The organism is Microbispora sp. CA-135349 (assembly GCF_050947365.1).
GTDB lineage: Bacteria > Actinomycetota > Actinomycetes > Streptosporangiales > Streptosporangiaceae > Microbispora.
Genome location: NZ_CP192001.1, coordinates 1,343,171 through 1,368,281 on the forward strand (window position 1 = coordinate 1,343,171; position 25,111 = coordinate 1,368,281).

The 25,111-nt window shown below is 69.8% G+C and carries 25 protein-coding genes; 18 read left to right on the plus strand and 7 right to left on the minus strand.

Annotation, left to right across the window (positions count from 1 at the left end):
• The first annotated feature begins 73 nt into the window (after positions 1-73).
• From purN to ACQPZZ_RS06730, 4 genes are all read left to right on the plus strand, one after another.
• Positions 74-730: a phosphoribosylglycinamide formyltransferase gene (gene purN / locus ACQPZZ_RS06715; protein ID WP_432934300.1), complete on the plus strand. Its 657-nt coding sequence runs from the start codon at positions 74-76 to the stop codon at positions 728-730.
• On the plus strand, positions 727-2,268 hold the full coding sequence (purH, locus tag ACQPZZ_RS06720) for a bifunctional phosphoribosylaminoimidazolecarboxamide formyltransferase/IMP cyclohydrolase (RefSeq protein WP_432929902.1): 1,542 nt from the start codon (positions 727-729) through the stop codon (positions 2,266-2,268). Before purN ends, purH begins: the two co-directional genes overlap by 4 nt.
• A 126-nt stretch (positions 2,269-2,394) precedes the next feature.
• Positions 2,395-2,562, plus strand: coding sequence for a hypothetical protein (locus ACQPZZ_RS06725; protein ID WP_432929904.1), 168 nt, complete (start codon positions 2,395-2,397; stop codon positions 2,560-2,562).
• 24 nt (positions 2,563-2,586) lie between these two features.
• Entirely contained in the window at positions 2,587-3,432 is an 846-nt protein-coding gene (locus tag ACQPZZ_RS06730) for a bifunctional methylenetetrahydrofolate dehydrogenase/methenyltetrahydrofolate cyclohydrolase (protein WP_432929906.1), read from the plus strand.
• A gap of 66 nt (positions 3,433-3,498) precedes the next feature.
• Here the strand turns inward: ACQPZZ_RS06730 and ACQPZZ_RS06735 are convergent, their stop codons facing one another.
• The gene (locus ACQPZZ_RS06735; RefSeq protein ID WP_432929908.1) at positions 3,499-3,735 is read right to left on the minus strand and encodes a hypothetical protein; all 237 of its coding nucleotides are present in this window, start codon (positions 3,733-3,735) and stop codon (positions 3,499-3,501) included.
• Between the two features lie 105 nt (positions 3,736-3,840).
• Positions 3,841-5,112, minus strand: coding sequence for an alpha/beta hydrolase (locus ACQPZZ_RS06740; RefSeq protein ID WP_432929910.1), 1,272 nt, complete (start codon positions 5,110-5,112; stop codon positions 3,841-3,843).
• 158 nt (positions 5,113-5,270) lie between these two features.
• On the opposite strand from ACQPZZ_RS06740, the gene ACQPZZ_RS06745 reads away from it, so the two are divergent.
• On the plus strand, positions 5,271-7,112 hold the full coding sequence (locus ACQPZZ_RS06745) for a phosphatidylglycerol lysyltransferase domain-containing protein (RefSeq protein ID WP_432929913.1): 1,842 nt from the start codon (positions 5,271-5,273) through the stop codon (positions 7,110-7,112).
• 41 nt (positions 7,113-7,153) lie between these two features.
• On the opposite strand, the gene ACQPZZ_RS06750 is transcribed toward ACQPZZ_RS06745, so the two are convergent.
• The gene (locus ACQPZZ_RS06750; protein WP_432929915.1) at positions 7,154-7,762 is read right to left on the minus strand and encodes a hypothetical protein; all 609 of its coding nucleotides are present in this window, start codon (positions 7,760-7,762) and stop codon (positions 7,154-7,156) included.
• 202 nt (positions 7,763-7,964) lie between these two features.
• Complete coding sequence (locus ACQPZZ_RS06755; protein WP_432929917.1) at positions 7,965-8,222, minus strand: hypothetical protein; 258 nt, start codon at positions 8,220-8,222, stop codon at positions 7,965-7,967.
• A gap of 56 nt (positions 8,223-8,278) precedes the next feature.
• On the opposite strand from ACQPZZ_RS06755, the gene ACQPZZ_RS06760 reads away from it, so the two are divergent.
• The 6 genes from ACQPZZ_RS06760 to ACQPZZ_RS06785 all read left to right on the plus strand — a co-directional run bounded on the left by ACQPZZ_RS06760 (position 8,279) and on the right by ACQPZZ_RS06785 (position 12,580).
• Positions 8,279-9,685, plus strand: a complete 1,407-nt coding sequence (locus ACQPZZ_RS06760; RefSeq protein ID WP_432929919.1) for a hypothetical protein — start codon at positions 8,279-8,281, stop codon at positions 9,683-9,685.
• 17 nt (positions 9,686-9,702) lie between these two features.
• Positions 9,703-10,533, plus strand: a complete 831-nt coding sequence (locus ACQPZZ_RS06765; protein ID WP_432929921.1) for a hypothetical protein — start codon at positions 9,703-9,705, stop codon at positions 10,531-10,533.
• Between the two features lie 6 nt (positions 10,534-10,539).
• Positions 10,540-11,109 carry a hypothetical protein gene (locus ACQPZZ_RS06770; protein WP_432929923.1) on the plus strand — a complete coding sequence of 190 codons (570 nt, stop codon included), beginning with the start codon at positions 10,540-10,542 and terminating at the stop codon, positions 11,107-11,109.
• A gap of 155 nt (positions 11,110-11,264) precedes the next feature.
• Positions 11,265-11,426 carry a hypothetical protein gene (locus ACQPZZ_RS06775; RefSeq protein WP_432929926.1) on the plus strand — a complete coding sequence of 54 codons (162 nt, stop codon included), beginning with the start codon at positions 11,265-11,267 and terminating at the stop codon, positions 11,424-11,426.
• Positions 11,427-11,506: 80 nt separating this feature from the next.
• On the plus strand, positions 11,507-12,001 hold the full coding sequence (locus tag ACQPZZ_RS06780; RefSeq protein WP_432929928.1) for a hypothetical protein: 495 nt from the start codon (positions 11,507-11,509) through the stop codon (positions 11,999-12,001).
• Positions 12,002-12,124: 123 nt separating this feature from the next.
• A complete protein-coding gene (locus ACQPZZ_RS06785; protein WP_432929930.1) occupies positions 12,125-12,580 on the plus strand; it encodes a hypothetical protein in 456 nt (151 codons plus the stop codon).
• A gap of 302 nt (positions 12,581-12,882) precedes the next feature.
• Here the strand turns inward: ACQPZZ_RS06785 and ACQPZZ_RS06790 are convergent, their stop codons facing one another.
• Positions 12,883-13,542: an FHA domain-containing protein gene (locus ACQPZZ_RS06790; protein ID WP_363639422.1), complete on the minus strand. Its 660-nt coding sequence runs from the start codon at positions 13,540-13,542 to the stop codon at positions 12,883-12,885.
• A gap of 180 nt (positions 13,543-13,722) precedes the next feature.
• Here ACQPZZ_RS06790 and ACQPZZ_RS06795 point away from each other — a divergent pair, with 180 nt between their 5' ends.
• The 4 genes from ACQPZZ_RS06795 (at position 13,723) to ACQPZZ_RS06810 (ending at position 19,223) form a co-directional block, all read left to right on the plus strand.
• Positions 13,723-14,892 carry a citrate/2-methylcitrate synthase gene (locus ACQPZZ_RS06795; RefSeq protein ID WP_432929933.1) on the plus strand — a complete coding sequence of 390 codons (1,170 nt, stop codon included), beginning with the start codon at positions 13,723-13,725 and terminating at the stop codon, positions 14,890-14,892.
• A gap of 99 nt (positions 14,893-14,991) precedes the next feature.
• Positions 14,992-15,276, plus strand: a complete 285-nt coding sequence (locus tag ACQPZZ_RS06800) for a DUF3017 domain-containing protein (protein WP_432929935.1) — start codon at positions 14,992-14,994, stop codon at positions 15,274-15,276.
• Positions 15,277-15,383: 107 nt separating this feature from the next.
• Entirely contained in the window at positions 15,384-16,601 is a 1,218-nt protein-coding gene (locus ACQPZZ_RS06805; protein WP_363639428.1) for an NADP-dependent isocitrate dehydrogenase, read from the plus strand.
• A 177-nt stretch (positions 16,602-16,778) separates the two neighbouring features.
• Positions 16,779-19,223 carry a serine/threonine-protein kinase gene (locus ACQPZZ_RS06810; protein WP_432929938.1) on the plus strand — a complete coding sequence of 815 codons (2,445 nt, stop codon included), beginning with the start codon at positions 16,779-16,781 and terminating at the stop codon, positions 19,221-19,223.
• 255 nt (positions 19,224-19,478) lie between these two features.
• On the opposite strand, the gene ACQPZZ_RS06815 is transcribed toward ACQPZZ_RS06810, so the two are convergent.
• Positions 19,479-20,015: a PadR family transcriptional regulator gene (locus ACQPZZ_RS06815; RefSeq protein WP_432929940.1), complete on the minus strand. Its 537-nt coding sequence runs from the start codon at positions 20,013-20,015 to the stop codon at positions 19,479-19,481.
• 56 nt (positions 20,016-20,071) lie between these two features.
• Between ACQPZZ_RS06815 and ACQPZZ_RS06820 the strand changes: the two genes are divergently transcribed.
• Together ACQPZZ_RS06820 and ACQPZZ_RS06825 are read left to right on the plus strand one after the other, a co-directional pair.
• Positions 20,072-21,499, plus strand: coding sequence for an MDR family MFS transporter (locus ACQPZZ_RS06820; RefSeq protein ID WP_432929942.1), 1,428 nt, complete (start codon positions 20,072-20,074; stop codon positions 21,497-21,499).
• Positions 21,500-21,638: 139 nt separating this feature from the next.
• Positions 21,639-22,514 carry a CARDB domain-containing protein gene (locus ACQPZZ_RS06825; protein ID WP_363639436.1) on the plus strand — a complete coding sequence of 292 codons (876 nt, stop codon included), beginning with the start codon at positions 21,639-21,641 and terminating at the stop codon, positions 22,512-22,514.
• An 81-nt stretch (positions 22,515-22,595) separates the two neighbouring features.
• Here ACQPZZ_RS06825 and galE read toward each other — a convergent pair whose 3' ends face one another.
• Positions 22,596-23,549, minus strand: a complete 954-nt coding sequence (gene galE, locus ACQPZZ_RS06830) for a UDP-glucose 4-epimerase GalE (RefSeq protein ID WP_432929944.1) — start codon at positions 23,547-23,549, stop codon at positions 22,596-22,598.
• Between the two features lie 162 nt (positions 23,550-23,711).
• On the opposite strand from galE, the gene ACQPZZ_RS06835 reads away from it, so the two are divergent.
• Positions 23,712-25,025, plus strand: a complete 1,314-nt coding sequence (locus ACQPZZ_RS06835; RefSeq protein ID WP_432929946.1) for a hemolysin family protein — start codon at positions 23,712-23,714, stop codon at positions 25,023-25,025.
• The last annotated feature ends 86 nt before the right edge of the window (positions 25,026-25,111 follow it).

Sequence of the window (25,111 nt, forward strand, 5' to 3'; positions counted from 1 at the left end):
TCGACCATTCTCTAAGGAACCATCTCCCGGTAATCACCTGCAAAACGAAGGCAGCTCACGAAGGAGTTCCGCTCTGTCCTTCCGGCTCGTCGTCCTCGTCTCGGGATCGGGGACCAACCTGCAAGCGCTGCTGGACGCGGCGGCAGACGACGCCTTCGGCGCGACCGTCGTGGCCGTCGGTGCCGACCGTACCGGCATCGAGGGCCTGGCCCGGGCCGAGCGCGCCGGCGTTCCCACGTTCGTGGTGCGGGTGGGCGACCACCCCACCCGTGAGGAGTGGGACGAGAGGCTGACCGAGCGCATCGCCGACCACAAGCCCGACCTGGTGGTCTCCGCCGGGTTCATGAAAATCCTCGGCCCTCGCGTGCTGGGCGCGTTTCCGGTCGTCAACACCCACCCGGCGCTGCTGCCCGCCTTCCCCGGCGCGCACGCGGTCCGCGACGCCCTCGCGTACGGCGTCCGCGTCACCGGCTGCACGGTCCATCTCGTCGACGCGGGCGTGGACACGGGCCCGGTGATCGCCCAGGAGGCGGTGTCCGTGCGGGAGGGGGACGACGAGGAGTCGCTGCACGAGCGCATCAAGACCGTCGAGCGCGGGCTGCTCGTCGAGACGGTCGGACGCATGGCCCGCGAGGGCTGGACCCTGACCGGGCGGGCGGTCCGCCTCGGGTCGGGGCACGTCGCAGGACATACCGCTCAAGGCCCAACATCAGGAAGGACCACGAAGTGACCCGCATCGCCATCCGCCGTGCGCTGATCACCGTTTACGACAAGACAGGTCTCGAAGACCTGGCGCGGGGGCTCGAGGCCGCGGGCGTGGAGATCGTGTCGACCGGCGGCACCGCCGCCGCGATCGCCTCCTACGGCGTGCCGGTCACCAAGGTGGAGTCGCTCACCGGATTCCCCGAGTGCCTGGACGGACGGGTCAAGACCCTCCACCCGCGGGTCCACGCCGGACTGCTCGCCGACGGCGCCAACCCCTCCCACGTCAAGCAGCTGGAGGAGCTGGAGATCGAGCAGTTCCAGCTCGCGGTGGTGAACCTCTACCCGTTCGCCGCCACGGTCGCCTCCGGCGCATCCGACGCCGAGTGCGTGGAGCAGATCGACATCGGCGGCCCCGCGATGATCCGCGCCGCCGCCAAGAACCACGGCACGGTGGCCGTGGTCGTCGACCCCGCGGCGTACGGCGAGGTCCTGGCCGCGGCCGCCGAGGGCGGCTTCACACTGACCGAGCGCAGGAGGCTCGCCGCCACCGCCTACGCGCACACCGCCGCGTACGACGTCGCCGTCGCGTCCTGGTTCGCCAACGTGTACGCCCCCGAGGGCGACTGGCCGTCCTTCATGGGCGCGGCCTGGAAGCGCAAGGCGGCCCTGCGGTACGGCGAGAACCCGCACCAGGGGGCGACTCTCTACACCGGCGAGAAGGGCGGCCTGGCCAACGCCGAGCAGCTCCACGGCAAGGAGATGTCCTACAACAACTACGTGGACGCCGACGCCGCCTGGCGGGCCGCCTGGGACTTCGCCGAGCCGTGCGTGGCCATCATCAAGCACGCCAACCCCTGCGGGATCGCCGTGGGCGCCGACGTGGTCGAGGCACACCGCAAGGCGCACGAGTGCGACCCGGTCTCCGCGTACGGCGGGGTGATCGCGGTCAACCGCGAGGTGACCCGTGAGCTGGCCGAGCAGATCGCACCGATCTTCACGGAGGTCGTGGTCGCGCCGTCGTTCGCGGCGGACGCGCTGGAGGTGCTGCGGGAGAAGAAGAACATCCGCCTGCTCGCCTGCCCGGAGGGGCCGTCGAACGCCGCGGAGTTCCGCCGCATCGACGGCGGCCTGCTCGTGCAGACGGTCGACCGGGCGGACGCGCCCGGCGACGACCCCTCCACCTGGGAGCTCAAGGCCGGCGAGGCGGCCTCGCCCGAGGTGCTGGCCGACCTGGCCTTCGCCTGGCGGGCCTGTCGTTCGGTGAAGTCCAACGCGATCCTGCTCGCCTCCGACGGCGCCACCGTCGGCGTCGGCATGGGCCAGGTCAACCGGGTCGACTCGGCCCGGCTGGCGGTCTCCCGGGCCGGCGAGCGCGCGACCGGGTCGGTCGGCGCCTCCGACGCGTACTTCCCGTTCCCCGACGGCCTGCAGGTGCTGACGGAGGCCGGGGTGAAGGCGATCGTCGAGCCGGGCGGGTCGATCCGCGACGAGCTGGTCATCGAGGCCGCCAAGGAGGCGGGCATCACGCTCTACTTCACCGGGACGCGGCACTTCTTCCACTGATCAGGAAGGCCGGACGTACCGCCAGGAGGGGCGGCTGCTGAGATGGATGGGGCGAAAACGGCACGATCACCCAGAAGGGGCGGTTAGCCTGAAACGCCCACCCCATCCTCCCCACGGAGCCCCTCCATGCCCCTTGATACGATCATGAGCTCCTTCGCGACGATGAACGGCGTGTGGGAAAGCCCCATCGCGTTGCTGCCCATCGCCGCACTGGCCGCCTACTTCGGCTGGCGGATCGTGGAGTTCATCCCCTTCACCCGCCGGATCATCGAGCGCCGCGAGGGGGGACAGTAAGCACTCGGAAGGACGGGAAGTGCCATGACCGCGCAGGTTCTGGACGGCAAGGCGACCGCCGCCAAGATCAAGAGTGAGCTGGCGGAGCGGGTGAAGGCCCTGGCGGCCCGGGGCATCACCCCCGGCCTGGGCACGATCCTGGTCGGTGACGACCCGGGCAGTCAGATCTACGTCGCGGGCAAGCACCGCGACTGCGCGGAGGTCGGCATCACCTCCATCCGCAAGGACCTTCCGGAAGACGCCACCCAGGCGGACGTGGAGGCCGCGGTCGACGAGCTGAACGCCGACCCGGCCTGCACCGGCTACATCGTCCAGCTGCCGCTGCCGCGCCACCTGGACACCCAGGCGCTCATCGAGCGGATGGACCCGGCCAAGGACGCCGACGGTCTCCACCCGGTCAACCTCGGCAGGCTCGTCCACATGGTCGACGCCCCGCTGCCGTGCACGCCGCGCGGCATCGTGGTCCTCCTCCAGGAGTACGGCGTGCCGCTCAAGGGCGCCGAGGTCGTCGTGGTCGGCCGGGGCATCACCGTGGGCCGTCCGCTGGGCCTGCTGCTCACCCGCCGCGCGGAGAACGCCACCGTCACGCTCTGCCACACCGGCACCCAGGATCTGGCGTCCCACGTGCGCCGGGCGGACATCGTCGTCGCCGCGGCGGGGGTGCCCCACCTCGTCACCGCGGAAATGGTCAAGCCCGGCGCGGCCGTGCTCGACGTGGGCGTCTCCCGGGTCGACGGGAAGCTCGCCGGCGATGTCGCCCCCGACGTACGCGAGGTGGCGGGCTTCGTCGCCCCCAACCCCGGCGGGGTGGGGCCGATGACCCGGGCCATGCTGCTGGCCAACGTCGTCGAGGCCGCCGAGCGGCGCTGATCCGCCGCTCGGCGGGATCACCCCGGCGCCGCTTGGCGGCGCCGGGAAGCCCCGTCTGCCGGCAGGTTACGGGACGTACAGATACCAGCGGCCGTTCCGCAGGAAGCAGTACGAGCCCTTGTAGGTGTTCATCAGGGGCGAGCACCAGCGCAGGTCCGAATAGGGGCCCAAGACGGCCGAGGCGGTCGCGGTGGCGGCGGGCGGGGTGGCCGCCTGCGCCGTGGTGGCGGGAACGGCGAGAGCGGACAGGACGAGAGCGGCGCCCGCGGCTGCGCGGCGGAACGCGTTCGTAGTGAAAATCATGGGTCGGACAGTAAAAGCGGCACCCCGCCGCGGTCGTCAAAGCTGTCCTTGATCTCGCGTCCGTCGCCAGGCGGATTCCGCGGCGCCCTCACGTCCTCCCCCCGGCTACCGCTTCTTCGCGACTTTGTGCGCGGGAGCGTGATGGCCAGGGTGAGGGCGCCGAGCGGGGCGTCGCGGTGCTTCGCGGGCGAGGTGCCTGGGACCCTCCGCGCTCGTGGGCCGCGACGGCGTCTGCGCCGGCCGCGACGACGTCTGCGCGGGCGCGTGCAGTTGCTGGGCGAGCCAGGGCAGGGCCTGGGGAAGCTCCCTGTTCCAGGTGGCGAAGTTGTGCCCTCCGCTCGGCAGGATCAGCGAGGACGCCCGCATGGGCGGCTTCACGGCCGACAGGAACCGCTCGGTCGCCTGGTAGTCCGACTCGCCCTGACGACTGCTCGTCACCAGCACCGACACGGGAGGGGCAGGCAGGTTGGCCAGCCGCCACATCAGGTCGTTCTCGTCCTGAAGCCTTCGGTTCCCGCCGAACAGGTCGCCCGTCGTCATGTCCGTGAGGGCGTGGAAATAACCGGACAGGGACACCGCGGCCGAGAACGCCTCGGGGTGACGCATGGTCATCTTGAGCGCGCAGTAGCCTCCGGTGGACCCGCCGAGCACTCCCCAGTTGGCGGCGCCGGAGCCGACGCGGTACGTCGCGGCCATCGCTTTCGGCACGTCCGAGGTGAAGTAAGTCTCGACCTGCGGGCCACCCGGCACGTCCACGCACTCGGTGTCCCGCGGCGGTGCGACGGTGGGACGCATGAGCACCAGAACGGTCGGGCCGATCTCGTGGTTGAGGATCGAGCTCGCCGTGAGCGTGGGCAGGTTGAGCCGGGTGACCAGGTTCTCCGCGTCGCCCGGATAGCCGGTCAGCCCGAGGATGACGGGAAAGCGCCGGCCGGCGTACTTCTTGTCGAAATACTGCGGTGGCAGGTACACATACGCCGATGAGCTCAGTCCGGTCCGGGCCCCGGTGATCGTCACCTGCTCCAGACGACCCGCGGGCAGGCCGGGCTTGGGCCGGGTGACCTCGACCCGCCTGCTGTCGAGCACCCGGACGAGGCCCGCCCCGCCGGCCGCCGTACCCGCGGTGATCGCCGGCGCGTCGGCCGCGTTCGTGCCCAGCAGGTCGCCCCACGACCCGAAGAACCCGAAGTACGCGTTGATCACGACGGCGACCGCGAGCAGCAGCAGGGCCTGGTCCGCGACCAGCACGCCCGTCCGTGCGGCGATCGAACGCCAGGACGGACCGCTCAACCGGGGCCACAGCCAGACCGTCGCGACCAGTCCGGCGAGGGCGAGCGCGACGAATAGGACCTGCACTTTTGTCGCTGTCAGTTCCACCCCGGCCTCTTCCTGACGTTCCCCGTGGCGTCGGCCATGTAAAAGTACTCGACAGACGTAAGGTCGGGGTTAAGGATGGGAATCTTGGCTCCGGAAGTTGATATCACCATTTAAGGTCTGCTTCCGTGAGCCGTCGGACAGATACCGCCCCCAGGGGAATGGCGCGTCCATGGGTTCCGGCAGCGGCAGCGTACGCCGCCCTGCTTATCGGGATTCTGGACATCGTCAAGGGCGTTTTCCCGCGTTTCCGGGTAAGCCGGATCAGCGAGATCGCGAGCGTCCTGCCGGGCAGCGTCACCACGCTCGCCCTGTCGGCGTCGCTGGTGGTGGGAATCCTGCTGATCATGCTGGCCCACGCCCTCAGGCGGCGTAAGGTTCGCGCCTGGCGTGCGGTCGTGGTGCTGCTGCCGGTGGGCACCGCGCTGGAGGGGCTGCGCTGGGGGCACCCGATCGCCGCGTCGGTGTCGCTGCTCCTGTTCGTGGTGCTGCTCGTCAACCGGCGGGAGTTCTACGCCCTGTCGGACCCGCGCTCCCGCTGGCGCGCGCTGTGGAACCTGCTCGTGCTCGGCGCGTTCGACCTGGTCCTCGGCTGGGTCATCGTCGACTCGCACCCCAGGACCGTCGTCGGCGACCCGGGCTTCGGCGACCAGATGCAGCACGTCGTGTTCGGCCTGGTCGGCCTGGACGGCCCGGTGGCGTACACCTCCGAGCGAGTCGCCGACCTGGTGTCCTTCTCGCTCGCCGGGCTCGGCGTGCTCACCGCCGTGACCACGATCTACCTCGCCCTGCGGCCGGAACGACCGGCCGCCGCGCTCAGCGAGGACGACGAGGAGCGCCTGCGCGGGTTGCTCGACCGGTACGGCCGGCAGGACTCGCTCGGATACTTCGCACTCCGTCGCGACAAGAGCGTGATCTTCTCACCCAGCGGCAAGGCCGCCGTGGCCTACCGCGTCGTCGCGGGGGTGATGCTGGCCAGCGGCGACCCGATCGGCGACCCGGAGGCCTGGCCCGGCGCGATCGGGCGGTTCCTGGAGGAGGCCGGGCGGCACGCGTGGGTCCCGGCCGTCATCGGGTGCAGCGAGACCGGCGGCGAGGTGTGGACCAGGGAGGGCGACCTGGACGCCCTGGAGATCGGCGACGAGGCCGTCGTGGAGGTGGCCGGCTTCACGCTGGAGGGCCGGGCCATGCGCAACGTGCGCCAGATGGTCAACCGGGTGGAGCGGCTCGGCTACACCTGCCGGGTGCGGCGGGCCGGCGACATGAGCGAGGCGGAGCGCGAGCGCATCCGCACCGCCGCCGACCACTGGCGCGGCACCGAGACCGAGCGCGGCTTCTCCATGGCGCTCGGCCGGTTCGGCGACCCCGCCGACGCCGACTGCCTCGTGGTGACGGCCCATCGGGCGGCGGCACCGGAGGGTGACGACCAGTCGGGCGGGGACATCCGGGCCGTCCTGCACTTCGTGCCCTGGGGGCGCGACGGCATCTCGCTCGACCTCATGCGGCGCGACCGCGAGGCCGACCCCGGGCTCAACGAACTGCTGATCGTCAGGGCGCTGCAGGCCGCGCCGGACTTCGGCGTGACCAGGGTGTCGCTGAACTTCGCGATGTTCCGCTCCGCGCTGGCGCGGGGGGAGCGGCTCGGGGCGGGGCCGGTGCTGCGCGCCTGGCGCGCCGTCCTCGTCTTCCTGTCCCGCTGGTTCCAGATCGAGTCGCTGTACCGCTTCAACGCCAAGTTCCGGCCGATGTGGGAGCCGAGGTTCCTGGTCTACCCGAACACTCGCGACCTGCCGCGCATCGGTGTCTCCGCGCTCCAGGCGGAGGCGTTCCTCACGCTGCCGAGCATCGGCTGGCGAAGCGCCCTGCTCCGGCGGCGCCGCCGGCGGGCCCCCGTTCCCCGTCCTCTGCCCGGCGCGGTCGTGGCCGGCAGCGCCGGGCCGGACAGCGGCCCCGGCGACAGCACCGGGCCGGACGGTGGACCGGGGAGCCGCAGAACGGCCTGACCCGCGCCCGGCCGGGTCCTGCCCGTGCGCGGGCGCCGGGCCTACCGGCAGACGCCGGGGAGGTCGCAGAGCTTGGCGGCCATCGTCTCGGCGTCCTTGATGAGCGGAAGGAACCGGGAGACCGGGAGGCTCTTGGTCGCCCCGCCGGTCCTGACGTAGACCGCCACCGCGCTGCCCCTGCGGACGATGACGGAGCGGGTGGTGTTCTCGAAGAAGAAGCCGCCGACCCGGAGGGCCTCGTCACCGACGTCGGTGCTCTTCCACTTGTACGAGTAACGGCTCGGGCCGCTGCCTCCCGTGCCGCACTTGGCCAGATCGGCGCGTACGGACCTCATCGCGGCCTTCGCGGCCCGCTCCGACGGGTAGAGCACGACCTGCTCGCTGCGGTAGACGGTCTCCGCCGTGTAGGTGAACGTACGGCTCGCGCTGCGGCCGTCGCGGGCGGTTCTGCGATCGCACGGGTTCACCTCGAGGGGCTTGTTCCGGCTGTCGGTGAGCTTCAGGTGCTCCCAGGGCCTGCGCGGGCCGTCCACCTTGGCCTCGTCCAGCAGGAAGCCCTTGGGCAGGGCGGTCGTGGCCGCCATCGCCTGCCCTCCGGCGGTGATGCTCACCGCCGCCGCCGCTGCCAGTGTGATCAGAACCTTGCGCATTGGAACGCCCCTCGTCGATTGCCGGACGTATCGTTTGAGTGGGTGATCGCGGATTTGGTTCGGCGTGAATCACCGCGCGGACCCGTACGGCCCGGCGGCCACGCGCTGTTCACGGCCTCCGGGTTCACGGCTTCCGGCGGGGCCGAGGCGGCTATCGGTTCGCGAACCCGTGCCGGGCTCGCTGCGTCACCGGGGCCGAGAGTCAGCTGTGCTTGCTCGCCAGATCGCGGGCCTCGCGCCGCAGTCGATCGGCCTCTTCGCGGAGGTTGGCCGCCACCGTGCCACAGCGTCCCTTCCAGGTGCCGATCTGGCCGCGTACCCGGTCGGTCAACGGGCCCGACCACTCCATTTTCGCCGCCATGCCGTGCACCGGGTCGGCCAGTTTCTCCACGTCATCGGCTAATTCCTGGAGTTTGGCGGCCCTGTTCTCGAGTTCCTGCACTTCGGGCGGAGGTGGCACGTTATCTCCTTCCTCAGTCTTTATAGGAGCATAACTTGCGGGTAAGCTCGCGCCGCATGGGGGAAGGCATCGCGCGGAGATTCAAACCCGAAGAACTTGAGCGCCTGGCCGGTCTTATGGACGCCCTTAATCGGTCGACGGATGAGGTTTTTAAGCGTGCCTGGCCCTTGCAGGCGTCCCAAATAGTGACTCCACTGCGGGAAATGCCCACCTGGGGCAGCGACACTGCCAAGGACCTGCGGCAACGGGCGGCGATCGGGCGATTGCAGACCGGTGACCCGTTCGCCGGGCTCGTGTGGGCGGGATTTCCCCCATTGGAAGTCGCCGCGAATGGCGACAAGCTCGACCCCGGCACTCTCATCTCCGTCAACTCGATCGCAGACTGGGCCAACCGAATGGGAAATACAGATTTCCATCGCAAGCCCGGTGAGTCGCTGGACGACTACTTGAAGCGACTCGAAGCCGCCGCGATCAGCAAGGCCATCCCGGCCCTCACGCCGCACGAGGCGACCGTCGCCAATGTCCTCAAGATCGTGGGAGATGTCCGAGGAGCCGCCGCGACCGCCCCCGTGGTCACCGCCCAGGCCATATCTCTAAGTCGCGTGCTGTTCAACAATCACGTGCTGCGTCCAGCGCTCGTCACGATGCTTGACGCAGCCGTACCGGCTGGGGAGAACGCTCTGTCGGGTGGGACTTTGCCCGGCAAGGCGACCGCCCTGGCGAAAGAACTAGTGCCGCGCACAAGATCGGTCGCAGCACCCGGGACAGGCCTCGCTGGTCTCACCCAACGGCTCTTCATGAAGAGCAGGCTCTACCACGATTTCGTGTCCCTCCTGCCTCATCAGATGGAGATGGACGGCGCGGCCAAGGTGGTGACAACGGGTAGGGCCCTCGCCGGCGCTCGCCTGAACAACCATCTCAACCTCGCCTTTGGTGACAGTCGGCTCGCGAAGCTGCTGGGTGGCACAACTCATGCGGGCGTCGAGGTGCGAGTATCCGGCGAGGCAAACCTGCTCAAGGTCTGGAAGGCCACCGCGGATCCCAAGAACATGGAGGCCGCTGCAAAAATCTTGAATGTGGAGCCCGGCTCGCTGACCCGGATGGGAACTGTCGTCCGGACCGCTGGTTATCTGAGGACGGCCGGCATCGCGGGACAGGTCTTCGCCACGGGCTACAGTGCGGCGAACGTCATCTCGCAGGGTGATCCCAGAGACGCCTTCAGCCGGAACGGCGCCGGTTATATCGCGGATGTCGCGGAGGTGGGTTTCAACGCCTCTCTCACTGCCGCGATGATCTGCCCTAATCCCGTCACCATCGGCGCTACGGTCATCACGGGTTCCGTCTATCTCGGCGCGAAGGTCGTCGAACATTGGGACGATATCGAAGCCGGTGCGAAGAAGGTGGGCAACGCGATCGGTGACGGAGCCAAGAAGGTCTTTTCCAGCCTCAATCCGCTCGACTAGCGCAGGGAGATCGAGTATTGCCGTCCTTCGACAGTGCACGTAACCGATTTCGGCTCGGTCCCGCACATCTGGGTGTCCTGGGCTGTTTCTATGAGGGCGCGCCGGTCACAGCCGATTTGATCGATGCTCGAAACGAGTTACAGGCCGCTGGCCTGATCAATGAGGACAATGCCGTCATTCCCGAACTCGCCGACCTGGCGAACGCCCTTGCCGAGCCGATCGTGCTCGTCCAAATCGAGATGACCGGCGGCCAGGGGATGACGAACCATGGTGCGGTCATCGGCAACGACGCCTGTTACGTGTACGAGGGGTGGCCGGGTGAGATCGAGTCGGAGTACGTCCGTACTGACCTGAGAACGTTGGTGTGGTCGCTGGCGCGGGCCGTGGGCCTGCGCGACAGGGAGGCCAAGCCGCCCGTGGCTCCGGTCGTCACCACGACGATCGGGGTCATGGACGCCGGGTTCGTGACGCTCGCCGAAGTGGGCACCGACGACGTGGGGGAGGCCGCCGAGCACTTGCGTGCGGTGCTGGCCGCAGAGGGTGGGCTCGCCGACCCCGAGTTGACGGTCTTCACGCACCTGCTGCTTCAGCTCAACGGCAACTGGCGGATGACCGTGGCATGGAACAACCGGGAGGGCAGGGGCACCGACATCCGCGGCATCACGGTGCTGGATTGCGGTCCCCTCGGCTACTGGCTACGTGAGCGTCCCGCCGAGCCGATCATGCCGGGGACGGTCACGCCCGGCAGCGAACTCCGATTGGTCTTCACCGAGATGCCACGCGTATGGGAACTGATCAGCGAGCTTCTGCCCGGCGCCGATCAACTCTTTGCGCCTGTGGGACGGTGAGGTGACATGTCGGGTTTCACGTTCGAACTCGTGCCCCAGAATCCGCCCGGTGCCGAACGGAAAACCGTCTTCCTGCTCCTCGCGGGTACGGCGGGACCGTACGGGGACGTGCTGTTGAGGATCACCAGGTATCCCGAGGAAGCGACGCTCATCGCTGAGGGGCTGCCGCAAGGGTCCATCTCTCATCCTGACAATCCCGGGGAAGGATTGATCGCCGTCGATGTGCAGACGCGACTGACTATCGGCGGAGTTGGGGCCATCATCAGTCAGAAACGGCGTGCGTTGCGCAAGGAAGACCGTGGATACGGCATCAGCTTGGGAGATCGACATTACACCTACCTCCGCCTGGACGCCGGAGAGGAGGAACTCCGAGAAAGTGAACGTGGAGCGGTAGTGCGGCAACGAGGTCCATACCGCGGGTCGCGGATCGTCATGGCCGCGCTGCCGGCAGCCGACGCCACCGACCTGGCCCTGGCTATCGTCCTGCAAGCTGCCGACACCACTCAATTGACTGTGCCAGGAATGATCGTCTCCAGCGTCATGTCGATATTCAACAATGGGCAGGGCAACGTGTGACGCCGCTGCTGGCGGGAGCATCTGTCATCCACAGGGAGCGGAGGCCGTCCACCTTTTGGTGTCGGCTTTTGTCCGCTCCTCGGCTCTGGGGCACGTCTTTGCGGATCAGTTGTTCGCTCGCTTCGAAAGGGTGATGTGACATCTCTGGTTTATCGGTGGAACTCGTAGCGCAGCGCCCCGCCGAGCCGATCATGCCGGGGACGGTCACGCCCGGCAGCGAACTCCGATTGGTCTTCACCGAGATGCCACGCGTCTGGAATCTGATCACCGAGCTTCTGCCCAGCGCCGATCAACTCCCTGCGCCCGTGGGACGGTGAGGTGACATGTCGGGTTTCACGTTCGAACTCTTGCCGCAAAAGCCCATGAACCGCCGTGAGAAAAGGCAACCTTTCGTCTCATGGTCGGCACGGCGGGACCGTACGGGGAGGTGAGCCTGAGAATCACCAACTACCCCCGGGAGGCCACGCTCGTCGCGCAGGGATTGCCGGAGGCGTCGATCTCTCATCCGGATTCCTCGTATGGTTTCATCCCGGTCGACGCGCGGACGCGACTGGAGGTGGGCGGAGTAGCCGCAAGGCTCACTCAGAACCGGCGTGCCTTGAGCAAAGAGGATCGAGGCATCGAGATCAGGCTGGGGGATCGCGACTACACCTACGTGTGTACCGACGCGGGGCGGGAGGAGTTGCGTGACAGCGCACGTGGCCCGGTGGTGCGGGAGGATGGGTTCGGCGCTGAATCGGCGATCAGGATTGTCGTGCTGCCGGGCGCCGACGCCACCGATCTGGCCTTGGGCATTCTCCTGCAAGGCGCCAACACGCTCGGGCTGACCGTAGGCGGAGCGATCTTCTCTGGGGTCATGTCGTTCCTGAACGGTTCGAAAGGCAACGGGTGACGCTGTCACGGTCGTGAACCGCCCTCGGACATGCGACTGCATCTCGATCCCTGATGCCTTGTGTCGGCCGGAGGCCACTGGCGGGTTGCCGACGGTGCCGCTCACTGATTTGAAGGGTTTCTGTTGTCTGACGCCGACATCGTGTATATCGATCGTCCCGGGAAGCCGAAGTTGTGGTTCGGGGTGCCCTGGGCGATGTGCGCCGCTCTCCTGATCTGGTCCTTCTGGGACGAGTTCGTGGGTGACGAGGAGCTGTCCATCGATGCCCTGGCCGTCCTGACTCCGCTGTTCTTCGGCATCGCCTCCATCCCCGGGCTGGTCTCGCTGAGCAAGCGCCGGTACAACACGATCACCCTGACGTCCCGGACATTGCGGGTGGGCCGTCACACGCTGCCCGTCGCCGACATCATGCTCCAGCCGCCGGCCACGGGCCGCAGACCCCGCCTGCTGGGCGGTGGGTACGACGTCCCGATGGGGATGCTGGCCGTCGAGCTCGGCGGGCGGGGCGGCGAGCACTATCTGGTGGCGGTGCGGAATCCGCAGGCCTTCCTCGACGCGCTGGCACGAGTGATTCGCTGAGGCATGACGACGATCGGCAGGATGGCACTCTTTGCCGCGCCTGCCCAGTGCGGCCGTGCCGACCGGAGGGCGCGGCACTGCCGCTCCCATCAGGCACCTGGCGCGACACGGCGTCGCTCAAGACATGCCGAGTCGGGCCGCGCCCGGCACCCCACCAGGGCATCGCCGGGTGGGGTGCTCCGCCGGATCGGTCGTCTCCGCCGGGACATGGGCACGTGGCGGAGAACGTCCCGGCGGCGCCGGGTTTCGGAACGCTCCATTCCACGGCCGAGGCTCGGACGGCCCCGAACCTCGGCGTGGCGTCAGGAGGCCCGGCGACCCGCGGGGCGCGGCTGCGGCTGTGGTTCGGGCTCGGCCGGTCCGGGAGCCCGCTGCGGCGGCACGACCGGTGTGGGCCGCACCAGGCCGAGGGCGACGACCTCGTTGGCGAGCCGGGTGCGCCGGTTGGTGCCCTCCGGAATGCGGAACTTCTGGTACAGCCGCAGCAGGTGCTGCTTGACCGCCGCCTCGGTGACGACGAGGTCGTCGGCGATCTCCCGGGCCGTCGCGGGCGCCACGAACGCCTCGTCGGACAACGCGGGACGACAGAGCGACGTGAGCACGTCGACCTCCCGGCGTGTGAGCTCCGGCGCGGCGGCGCGGCGCAACTCGACCTCGGGGGCGAGGTCCTCGCGCGGGATCCCGCCGACCCGGGCCCGAGCGGCTCCGAAGGAGACGACGTCACCGTCGTCCAGCACCCTCCTGGCGATCGGCCTGCCGTTCACCCGTGTGCCGTTGCGCGACAGGCCCAGGTCCACGACGTACAAGTAGGGCCCGCGACGGACGAATTCGGCGTGCAGCCGTGACACGCTCGGATCCGCCAGCCGGATGTCCACGCCTCGGCCGCGGCCGATCGTGGTGACGTCGGGGCGCAGCGGCACCACCTCGCCGCTGTCCTCGATCCGAATGAACGGCCCCTCCACGGCAGTTCCTCCCCAGGTAGCCCGCCGTTACTTTCCCTATAGCTGCGGCTTACCCACCCGTGGCGAGGGGGAATCGCCTTTGCCGCGAGCAGAATCAAACCTGAAATTGGTCTGGACCTTTGAGGGGCGCTTTACCTGCTCACGGGTAGACTTCGGGCGGAGATAAGCGGAGGAAACACTATGAAGCAGACTTCCTCGAGCGTGGGGGACTCGGGGGGTGGAACCCCCCGGGAGGACAAGCCCGCCAAAGGTCTCGCCGACGTCGTCGCCGCCTCCACAGCGCTCAGCGACATCGACGGCAGGGCCGGCCGTCTCTTCTATCGTGGATACGACATCCACGACCTCGCCGGCCATGTCACCTTCGAAGAGGTGGCCCACCTGCTCCAGCGTGGTGCACTGCCGACCCGCGAGCAGCTCGCCGACTACGGCGCGGAACTGACCGAAGGCCGCACGCTGGGCGCGCTCGTCGAGAGTCACATCTTGGAGATCGCCGCGAAGCAGGCGCCAATGGAGGCGCTGCGCACGCTGGTCTCGCTGGCCGGCGCCGACGACCCGGACAAGGAGTCCAACGCCGCCGACGCCAACCGCCGCAAGGCCGCCAGGCTCACGGCGCAGCAGCCGGTCCTCGTCGCCCGCTACCACGCGGCCAGGACGGGAGCGGACATCCCCGAGCCGGATCCCGAGCTGAGCACCGCGGCGAACTTCCTGCTGCAGATAACCGGCCGCCGCCCCGAGCGGCGCGAAGTCGAGATCTTCGACACCTGCCTGGTGCTGCACGCCGACCACACGATGAACGCCTCCACCTTCGCCGCCCGCGTGTGCGCGGCGACGCTGTCCGACATGCACTCGGCGATCGTGGCCGCCGTCGGCACCCTCAAGGGCCCCCTCCACGGAGGTGCGAACGAGCAGGTCATGCGTACGCTGGAAGCGCTGGACCCACGCGGTGTCGCGCAGGCCGTACGGGAGAAGCTGGCGGCGGGCGAGAAGATCATGGGATTCGGGCACCGCGTCTACAAGACGGAGGACCCCCGGGCGACACACCTGCGGCGGATGTCGCAGGAGCTCGCCGAGGCATCGGGTGACGACACCTACTTCCGGATGTCCCGGGAGATGGAGGAGGTCGTCTTCGCGGACAAGCACCTGTATCCGAACGTGGACTTCTACGCGGCGACCGTCTACCACTATCTCGGTATTCCGACGGACCTGTTCACGCCCGTGTTCTCGGTCAGCCGGATGTCCGGGTGGACCGCCCATGTGATCGAGCAACACGCCGACAACCGGCTGATCCGGCCGGACAGCGAGTACATCGGCGAGCGCGACCAGAAGTGGGTGCCCATCGACGAGCGGTGACAGTGCGGCGACCGACGAGCTTTGCCCGGGGCAAGGATCGGCGGGAAGGGCACCAGGAAGGAACGCACCGCGTATCGCAGTGGCAGGTTTGGGAGAGATGTGAGAACGAGCGAGAGCACGGCCTGGGGGCCGTACCTGCTGGTGACGGTGGTCGCCGCCGCCGGGCTGTGCGCGATCGGCCTGGGTGTGCCGGCGCCCGCGGGCGGTGCGATCATGGGATTCGGATTTCTCGCCGGATCCCTGGTCCGGGTGACGGTTTCCGAACGGCGGGCGGGCGCGCTCGCGGTGCGCAGCAGGCGGATGGACGCGCTCACGCTGGCGGCGTTCGGCGCGGCGCTCGTCATCGGCTCGCTGCTCATGCTGCTGCGGCTGCACGACTCGTAGGGACACGACCTCGTCGCGGACTTACCACACCCGTCCGATAGCCTCAACGGCCAGTAAGCCTCAAAAAGGACGTGCTGGCCAGTTAAATCAGAAGGGGAACCCCACGCATGCCCAAGATCAAGGTAGCGGGCCCGGTCGTCGAGCTCGACGGCGACGAGATGACCCGGATCATCTGGCAGTTCATCAAGGACCAGCTGATCCTTCCCTACCTCGACGTCGACCTGAAGTACTACGACCTCGGCATTGAGCACCGCGACGCCACCGACGACCAGGTCACGATCGACGCCGCCAACGCCATCAAGCAGTACGGCGTGGGCGTGAAGTGTGCGACGATCACGCCGGACGAGGCCCGGGTCGAGGAGTTCGGCCTGAAGAAGATGTGGAAGTCCCCGAACGGGACGATCCGTAACATCCTCGGCGGCGTCATCTTCCGCGAGCCGATCATCATGTCGAACATCCCGCGGCTCGTGCCCGGCTGGACCAAGCCGATCGTCGTCGGCCGTCACGCTTTCGGCGACCAGTACCGCGCCACCGACCTGAAGATCCCCGGCGAGGGCACGCTGACGCTGACGTTCACGCCGAAGGACGGCAGCGAGCCGATCGAGCTCAACGTCTTCGACTTCCCCGGTGCCGGCGTCGCCCTGGCGATGTACAACCTGGACGAGTCGATCCGCGACTTCGCCCGCGCCTCCATGCGGTACGGCCTCAGCCGCGGCTACCCGGTCTACCTGTCGACCAAGAACACGATCCTCAAGGCGTACGACGGCCGGTTCAAGGACATCTTCGCCGAGGTGTACGAGAGCGAGTTCAAGGCCGACTTCGAGGCCGCCGGGATCACCTACGAGCACCGCCTGATCGACGACATGGTGGCCGCCTCCCTCAAGTGGGAGGGCGGATACGTGTGGGCCTGCAAGAACTACGACGGCGACGTCCAGTCGGACACGGTGGCGCAGGGCTTCGGCTCGCTCGGCCTCATGACCAGCGTGCTCATGACTCCCGACGGCCGTACGGTGGAGGCCGAGGCGGCGCACGGCACGGTGACCCGGCACTACCGCCAGCACCAGCAGGGCAAGCCGACGTCCACCAACCCGATCGCCTCGATCTTCGCGTGGACCCGCGGTCTGCAGCACCGCGGCAAGCTCGACAACCAGCCCGAGGTCATCGGCTTCGCCGAGAAGCTGGAGCAGGTCTGCATCGAGACCGTCGAGGGCGGCCAGATGACCAAGGACCTCGCGCTCCTGGTCGGCGGCGACGCCGAGTGGCTGACCACGCAGGACTTCCTCGCGGCGCTCGACGAGAACCTCAAGAAGAAGATGGCGCTGTAACGCCGCTTCACCCGGCAGGGGCCCCCGGAGACGTTCCGGGCGGCCCCTTTCCCGTTACCTCGCGGTAGGGACCGCTCGTCGCTTTGTCACGCTTTCCTGACGTCACGGCGTTGTATCGGGCCGTGGAACCGCTGCGTGGGGGCCGTAAAGTTCTGCTGGCCGATACTTTGCCGAATCGTGGGGAACGGGATGCCGCAGATCGCGCCGTTGCAACCGGGGGATCCGACCAGGCTCGGTCCCTTCGTGCTGTCCGGCCGTCTCGGCGAGGGCGGACAGGGCGTGGTCTACTTCGGCCAGGATCAGGCCGGCGAGCGGGCGGCGGTCAAGCTGCTGCACGTCAAGTTCTCCGGCGACGCGACGGCCAGGTCCCGCTTCGCACGGGAACTGCGCGCCGCCCAGCGGGTGGCGAGCTTCTGCACGGTCCGGGTCCTGGCTGCCGACCTGGAAGGCGACACGCCGTACATCGCGAGCGAGTTCATCGACGGGCGGTCGTTGCGCGAGGCCGTCGAGGAGAACGGGCCGCTGACCGGGGCGGATCTGGAGCGCCTGGCGGTCGGCACGGCCACCGCGCTCACCGCGATCCACCAGGCGGGCATCGTCCACCGCGACTTCAAGCCGGACAACGTGCTGCTGGCCGTGGACGGCCCCCGGGTGGTGGATTTCGGCATCGCCCGCATCCTCGACTCGACCGCGACGATCACCAGCCGGGCGATCGGCACACCCGCCTACATGGCGCCCGAACAGATCTCCGGCGGCAAGGTCGGACCCCCGGCCGACGTGTTCTCCTGGGCCTCCACGATCGCGTACGCCGCGACCGGCACCGTCGTGTTCGGCGGGAACTCGATCGCGGTCGTGCTCAACCGCATCCTCAATCACGACATCGACACCGGGATGCTGCCGGAACCGCTCGGCGGGGTGGTCCGGGCGTGCCTGCGCAAGTCGCCGGACGAGCGGCCGACCGCCGACCAGATCCTGCTGCGCCTGCTGGGCCGCGTGGCGTCGGGCGACGCGTCGACGGTCGTGCTGTCGGAGGGCGCCGCGCACGCGGCCGACCCGGACGCCACGCGCCTCACCCGCACGGGTCCGCGCCGTGTCGGGGTGCCGGGCGAGGGCTCCTCGCGCACCGGGAGCGGCATGGCAACCGGGACCGGTGGAGGCGCCGGGGCGGCGGGCGGGACGCGTGGAGGCACCGGAACCGGCATGGCAACCGGGGCCGGCATGGCAACCGGAACCGGCATGGCAACCGGGACCGGGGCTCTGGCCGGGACAGCCGGGCAGACCGGAAACGAGGCGCCGACCGGGGTGTCCCGGGCGGCATCGTCGTCCTCCGGCCCCACCGACCCGAGGTCTGGTGGCGTTCCTTTCCACGGTGCGGGCCACGGCGGTCACGGCGCCGTAAGGGCCCATGCGACCCGCACCGGCGTCGGAGGGCCCGGGGCGCCTCGGCAGGATGCGGCGGGGCGCGGTATGCCCGGCCAGGGTGTGGCGGGGCCCGGGCCAGGGCAGGGTGTGGCGGGGCCAGGTGTTGCCGGCCCCGGTGTTGCCGGCCACGGTGTTGCCGGCCATGGTGGGGCAGGGCATGTGCCGTCGGGGTCTGGGCCTGGCCAGGGTGTGGCGGGGCCAGGTGTTGCCGGCCACGGTGTTGCCGGCCACGGTGGGGCAGGGCATGTGCCGTCGGAGTCCGGGCCGGGCCCGCTGTGGCGCCGCCGGAAGGGTCCTCTCGTCGGCGTGCTCGCCGCCGTGCTCGCCGTCCTGGCCGCCGCGGGCGCGATCATCGCCACCAAAACCGGCTTCGCGTTCGGTGGCGCGCCCGCGGACGGCGGCACCGGCGACGTCGTCTCATCGGGGCGCTCCCCGCGGTCGACGACGACGTACGCCTCCGTGTACGAGAAGGCGCTGCGGACAAAGCGGCTGACGATCGGCGTGCGGTGGGACGTGCCCGGGGTCGGTCTGGAGCAGGCGAGCGGGTTCAGCGGGTTCGACGTGGACGTCGCGACGTCCATCGCGAGGAGCCTCAATGTCCCGGCGGCAGGGATCACCTTCCGCAGGGTCGGCGTCAACGACCGTGTGCGCGCGCTCACCGACCGCGAGGTGGACATGGTCGTGGCGACGTACTCCTACGACGACAACCGCGACGACGCCGTCACCTTCGCCGGGCCGTACTACACGGCGCACGCCGACCTGCTGGTGCTCGCCGGTTCGCGGATCAAGAAGCTGAAGGACCTGGCCGGGCGCCGGATGTGCGCGCCCGCCGGCAGCACCACCGCCCGGTTCGTCGCCGGCAAGGTGGACGTCGAGCAGTTCCCGGTGGGCGACTACGCCCAGTGCATGAACCTGCTGACGCGAGGCGAAGTCGACGCCGTCCCGGGGGACGACCTCATCATCGCCGGTTTCGCCAACCGGGTGGCGAGCCTGAAGCTGTCGGTGCTCGGCCTGCGGCTGACCGATCAGCGCTATGCCGTCGGCCTGCCCAGTAAGGACACGCGGACCTGCCGGGCGGTGGAGGACGCGATCAGCCGCATGTACGACGACGGCACGATGCAAAACCTGCTGCGCAAGCACTTCGGCAACGTCGACTTCGACCCCGAGCGGGACACTCCGCCCAAGCTCGCCTGCCGCTGAGCCCGCCTCCGAGCCCCGCCGCCCAGCTCCGCGACTGAGCCCCGCCCCCGAGGCATGCCGCCGAGCCCCGCCGCTGAGCCCCCGCCGGTCTCTGTCGGCCTGGGCGCTCCGGGTTCCCCTGCCGCGCCCTGCTGATTCCGGCGCGCTGATTCCGGAGGCCCTCGTCGCGGTCGTGACGCGGCCGGGCGGCGAGAGTCAGGGCGGCGAGAGTCAGGGCGGCGAGAGTCAGGGCGGCGAGAGTCAGGGCGGCGAGAGTCAGGTCTGACGTTCGATCTCGGCGATCGCGTCGTCGGCCCACTCGAGTGCCGTGCGGGTCTGCCGGATGCCGAGATCCAGGGCGAGGTCGCCGAACCTGACCCTGCCCGTCCCCGTGGGGACGGACGACGCGTGCTTGGCGGCCCGGAGGGCCTCCAACTCGGCGAGCTTGCGTTCCCCGTGCTCGCGCATCCGCTTGAGGACGACCAGCGCCTCCTCGCGCCCGAGCAGCGGGACGAGGAACGCCTGCAGCGCCATCTCGCTGCGCGCCGGCCCCGTGGGGTCGTGTCCGAGCAGCCAGGCGCGCAACTCCGCGTGGCCCTCCGGGGTGATCGAGTAGATCTTGCGCCCCCGTACGCCCTCCGCCTCCACCGTCACCAGGGCGTCGGCGGCCATCTTCGACAGCTCGGGATAGATCTGGCTGTGCCCGGCCTGCCAGACGTGGGCCACCGACCTTTCGAAGCGTTTGGCCAGGTCGTAGCCGCTCGCCGAGCCGTAGGCCTGGAGCAGGCCGAGAAGAGCGATCCGCAGGGACATGTCCGTCACTATACCTCTGGATTGACATGTCTGCTCTTACATGTCACCTTCGACATATGCGATCCAGAAACGGACTCCTTCTGTTCGCCGTGCTCGGCGGCATGTTCCTGGCGATGCTCGACCAGACGATCGTCGGCACCGCGCTGCCGCGGATCACCGCCGAACTGGGCGGCACCGGCCTCTACACCTGGGTGGTGACCGCCTATCTCCTCACCTCGACCGTCACGGTCCCGCTCTACGGCCGGCTCTCCGACGCGTACGGGCGAAAGCCGCTCCTGCTGGTCGGGGTGGTCCTGTTCCTGCTCGGCTCGATCCTGTCCGGGGCGGCGCAGAGCATGGGGCAGCTCATCGCCTTCCGCGGCGTGCAGGGGCTCGGCGCGGGCGCGCTGCTGCCGTTGTCGCTGGCGCTGGTGATCGACCTGTTCCCGCCGGAGCGCAGCGGGCGGGTGCAGGGCGCCCTCGGCGGTGTGATGGCGTTGAGTTACATCGCGGGCCCGTTCCTCGGCGGCCTGTTCACCGACCACGCGAGCTGGCGCTGGGCCTTCTACGTGAACGTCCCGATCGGCGCCGTCCTCGTGGCCATCATCGTGTGGCGGCTGCCGCACCGGCCGGGGCACGGCGGGGCGCGGCCCGACTATCTCGGCATCGCCGTCTTCAGCGCCGCGATCAGCGCCCTGCTCGTCGGCCTGACCGAGAAGGGAATCGACGGCCACACCTGGACGAGCGGGCCGGTGGCCGGGCCGATCGGCGCGGCGCTCGCGCTGCTGGTGGTGTTCGTCCTCGTCGAGCGGCGGGCCGCGGAGCCGATCGTGCCGCTCCACCTGTTCGCGAACGGCACGTACTCGCTGGTCAACGTCGCGTCGTTCTTCACGGCGTTCTGCATGTACGCCGGGGTGGTGTTCCTGCCGCGCTACTTCCAGGAGGCGCACGGCCTGAGCGCGACCTCGTCGGGGCTGCACATCTACCCGCTGATGCTCGCGATGGTCGTGGGCAGCGCGGTGACCGGCGCCCTCATCTCGCGTACCCGCCGATACAAGCCCTGGCTGGTGATCGCGCCGTTCTTCCTCGTCGCGGGTACGGCGCTGTGCGCGAACCTCGAGGCCGGCACCTCGACCCCGCTGCTCGTCACCTGGATGGCGTTGATCGGCCTCGGAATGGGGCCCATGCTGTCCGGTCTCACCGTGGCGATCCAGACCGCCGTACCGCCGCGTTACATCGGCACGGCCAGCGCGAACCTGACGTTCTTCCGACAGATCGGCGGCTCGGTCGCGCTGGCGGTCGCGGGCACGGCGTACACGTCGGTGGTGACGCGGGAGGCGCCCGTGCACGGCCTGCCCGCGGCTCACGCCGCCGCGACCGCGACCGTCATCCCCTGGCTGGGGGTCGTGGGCGCGGTCGTCGCCCTCCTCGCGCTCGCCCTGCTGCCCCGGGGTGGCGTGCGGCTCGACAGGCCGGCGCCGCAACAGGACCTCGTCGCGGCGTGAGACGAGCGTGAGGCGAGCGTGGGACGGGCGTGAGACGGGGCGGGACGGCGGTTCGGCGACGCTCCGCGCGGCGTGTCGGACGGTGCGCGGGGCCCGCCCGGCACGGTTGAATTGATCTCAAGCGTTCGGGGGAGCGGCAGTGGGTCGTAGGGTCGTCACGGGTTTGGTCTGTGTGTTCGTCGCCGGAGTGCCGCAACCGGCGCTCGCCTTCACCGGGGAGGCGCCCCGGCCGGTGCCGGTGAAGGAACCGTTGGAGAATCCGTGGGGCACGGCCGACCTCGCGGTCGCCATCAGCGCCTCGCCGAAGGTGGCGCAGCCGGGGCAGCCGCTGACCTATCACGTCACCGTGCACAACAAGGGCCCGGGGGACGCCGTGCTGCCGACGCTGCGGGTCAGGCTGCCCAAGGACTTCCAGGTCGTCAACGTCGGCGTGGCGGAGTGCGAGCCCGGCCGGGCGCGCAACCAGGTCGTCTGCCGCTCGTCCGACGACGTCCTGGCCGGCGGTTCGGGCGACATGACGATCACGGGGGTGATCGCGCCGGGCGCGCACGGCCCGTTGCGGGCGCGGGCCGACCTGACCTCCGAGGTGCTCGACGGCGACGTCACCGACAACACGGCCGAGGCCGTCACCAGGGTCGACGAGGGGGCCGACCTGGCGATGCGGTTCCGCTCCTCGGCCAGGTTCGTCCGGCCGGGGAACTGGTTCTCGGTCAGGGCGGAGGTGCGCAACCGGGGACCGCGCGTCGTGCGGGACGCCTACGTGTTCTTCCAGCCGCGCGAGGCCCGGCTGTTGTCCGCCAGAGGCGGGCGCTGCCGGGGGAACCGCCAGTTCGTGGGGTGCTCGCTGCCGCCGATCAGGTCGGGGTCGCGCGGGCTGCTCGAACTCGTGTTCCGGGTGCCGTCGCGGGCCTCGCACGCCGTGGCGACGATGGCCACCGTCTACTCGCGCCGCTACGGCGACCGCCGCCCGGCCAACAACAAGGCGAGCGTGCGGGTGGCCCTGCGCCGCGCCTGACCTGGCGATGCCGCACCTGCCGGGCCGCCCGTTCACACCGGCGTCACGTCACGGCGGGTAGGGGGCCCGGCGGGTTCGAAGTCAGGCGGACTTCGTGCCGGCGGTCCAGGCGTCGGCGACCATGTCCCGCAGCGTGGTGTGGACCGGCTTCCAGCCGAGCTCCCGCCGGATCTTCTCCGACGACGCCACCAGGACGGCCGGATCGCCGGGACGGCGCGGCGCGACGGTGGTCGGGATGGGGTGCCCGGTCACCTCGCGGCAGACGTCCACGACCTCCTTGACGGAGAAGCCCGTGCCGCTGCCGAGGTTGTAGATCCGGTGCTCGCCCGGGGTGCAGGCGTCCAGGGCGAGCAGGTGCGCGCGGGCGAGGTCGGCGACGTGGACGTAGTCGCGGACGCAGGTGCCGTCCGGAGTGGGGTAGTCGGTGCCGAAGACGCTGACCGACTCGCGCTCGCCCAGGGCCACCTTCAGGACGTTGGGGATCAGATGGGTCTCGACCGTGTGCCGCTCGCGGAACTCGCCGTAGGCCCCGGCCACGTTGAAGTAGCGCAGGCTGACCGCGCCGAGGCCGTACAGCCCGGCGAAGGCGGTGAGTGCGGTGTCCACGGCGAGCTTGGACGCGCCGTAGGGGTTGCCCGGGCGGGTCGGGTCGGTCTCCAGGATGGGTGTGCGCTCCGGCTCGCCGTACGTGGCGGCGGTGGAGGAGAACACGATCCGGTTCACCCCGGCCTGCCGCATGGCGTCGAGCAGCGCCAGCGTGCCGCCGAGATTGTGCGACCAGTACAGCCCCGGCTTCTCGACCGACTCGCCCACCAGCGACTTGGCCGCGAAGTGCAGCACGGCGTCGAACCCCTCGGACAGCACGCCGCCCGCCTCGGTGACCGACGCCTGCACGAACGACGCCCCGGACGGAACCGCGTCGGCGTGCCCGGTCGACAGGTCGTCGAGCACCGTGACCTCGTGCCCCTCCTCCAGCAGTTGCGCCGCCACGACGCTGCCGATGTACCCGGCTCCACCAGTAACCAGCAGCTTCACTGTTTGCTCCTGTTCAAAACTGTTGAATTATGTATGTACAGGGCCTAGCTTACGCGCTTCCCCTGAGGAGCGGGTTAAATGCCACCAGTACCGCAATCTCAGCGAGTCGCAGGGATTGCGACGACCGGCCTGGCCTGCCTGACACCCGAACGGACAGATGACGTGAGCAACGTCGCGGTGACCATCGCCCTGGTCCTGATATTCATCCTGATCGGCGGATTCTTCGCCGCGGCCGAGATGGCGATGGTCTCGCTGCGGGAGAGCCAGATCCGCCGCCTGAGCCGCGACGAGGGACGCCGCGGCGCGCGTGTGCAGAAGCTCGCCCGCGACCCGAACCGCTTCCTGTCGGCCATCCAGGTCGGGGTGACCGTGGCCACCGTGCTGTCGGCCGCGCTCGGCGCCGACGCGCTGGGCCCGCGGTTCGCCCCGGTGCTGGAGCAGTGGGGCCTGCGGCCGAGCGTGGCCGCGCCCGTCGCGTTCGTGGCCGTCACGCTGGCCATCTCGTACGTGACCCTGGTGCTCGGCGAGCTGGCTCCCAAGCGGCTCGGCCGGCAGCGGGCGGAGAGCCTGTCGCTCATGACCGCCCCGCTGCTCGACCGGATCGCGACGCTGTCGAGGCCGGTGATCTGGCTGCTGTCCAGGTCGACCAACGGCGTCGTACGGCTGCTCGGCGGCAACCCCTCCGCCGACAGGGCGGCCATGACCACCGAGGAGCTGCGCGACATGGTGGTGGGCCACACGGAGCTCACCCAGGACGAGCGCGACGTGATCGCCGAGGTGTTCGCGGCCGGCAAGCGGCAGCTCAGGGAGGTCATGCTGCCCCGCACGGAGGTCGAGTTCATGGCGGCGGACACCCCGCTCGCCGAGGCGGCCGTGCTCGCCGCGGCCATGCCGCACTCCCGGTTCCCCGTCTACCGCGACTCTTATGACGACGTCATCGGCTTCGTCCACGTGCGGGACCTGCTCGACCCGGTACGCACAGGGCGGCTGGAGCCGATCAGCGAGGTCGTGCCGATCCGCCCGGTCAAGCTCGTTCCGGCGAGCAAGCGGGTCCTCGCCACCCTGGCCGAGATGCGCGACGAGGGCCACCATCTCGCCATCGTCGTGGACGAGTACGGCGGCACCGACGGCATCGTGACGCTGGAGGACCTGGTCGAGGAGCTCGTGGGCGACATCCGCGACGAGTACGACGAGAGCGGCGACGCCGTACGCGTGATCGCCGGTGACGTGGAGGTCGAGGGGCTGGTCAATCTGGACGAGTTCCACGCGCAGACGGGCGTGCGACTGCCCAGCGGGCCGTACGAGACGCTGGGCGGTTACGTCATGGCCTTCCTCGGCCACCTGCCCCAGCGCGGCGAGGTCGCCGAGGCGCCGGGCGTCACGCTGACCGTGACGGAGATGGACGGCCGCCGCGTCTCCCGCGTCCGCGTCACCCGCAATCCCCCGGAAGACGCGGCCACCGCGGCGACCGGCTGAGCGGCGACCGGCTGAGCGGCGACCGGCTGAGTGGCGGCGTGCGCCGAGGGCGTGTCTGCGCGGTGGCCCATCGGCGGGGCGTCGCG

What these genes read in the sequence shown, in the direction of transcription:
- ACQPZZ_RS06795 (WP_432929933.1), top strand. Translation starts at nt 13,723, where the DNA reads ATGAAGCAGACTTCCTCGAGCGTGGGGGACTCGGGGGGTGGAACCCCC.
- ACQPZZ_RS06820 (WP_432929942.1), top strand. Translation starts at nt 20,072, where the DNA reads ATGCGATCCAGAAACGGACTCCTTCTGTTCGCCGTGCTCGGCGGCATG.
- ACQPZZ_RS06725 (WP_432929904.1), top strand. Translation starts at nt 2,395, where the DNA reads ATGCCCCTTGATACGATCATGAGCTCCTTCGCGACGATGAACGGCGTG.
- ACQPZZ_RS06750 (WP_432929915.1), bottom strand. Translation starts at nt 7,762, where the DNA reads ATGCGCAAGGTTCTGATCACACTGGCAGCGGCGGCGGCGGTGAGCATC.
- ACQPZZ_RS06770 (WP_432929923.1), top strand. Translation starts at nt 10,540, where the DNA reads ATGTCGGGTTTCACGTTCGAACTCGTGCCCCAGAATCCGCCCGGTGCC.
- ACQPZZ_RS06730 (WP_432929906.1), top strand. Translation starts at nt 2,587, where the DNA reads ATGACCGCGCAGGTTCTGGACGGCAAGGCGACCGCCGCCAAGATCAAG.
- ACQPZZ_RS06815 (WP_432929940.1), bottom strand. Translation starts at nt 20,015, where the DNA reads ATGTCCCTGCGGATCGCTCTTCTCGGCCTGCTCCAGGCCTACGGCTCG.
- ACQPZZ_RS06735 (WP_432929908.1), bottom strand. Translation starts at nt 3,735, where the DNA reads ATGATTTTCACTACGAACGCGTTCCGCCGCGCAGCCGCGGGCGCCGCT.
- ACQPZZ_RS06805 (WP_363639428.1), top strand. Translation starts at nt 15,384, where the DNA reads ATGCCCAAGATCAAGGTAGCGGGCCCGGTCGTCGAGCTCGACGGCGAC.
- ACQPZZ_RS06780 (WP_432929928.1), top strand. Translation starts at nt 11,507, where the DNA reads ATGGTCGGCACGGCGGGACCGTACGGGGAGGTGAGCCTGAGAATCACC.
- ACQPZZ_RS06760 (WP_432929919.1), top strand. Translation starts at nt 8,279, where the DNA reads ATGGGGGAAGGCATCGCGCGGAGATTCAAACCCGAAGAACTTGAGCGC.
- ACQPZZ_RS06745 (WP_432929913.1), top strand. Translation starts at nt 5,271, where the DNA reads ATGGCGCGTCCATGGGTTCCGGCAGCGGCAGCGTACGCCGCCCTGCTT.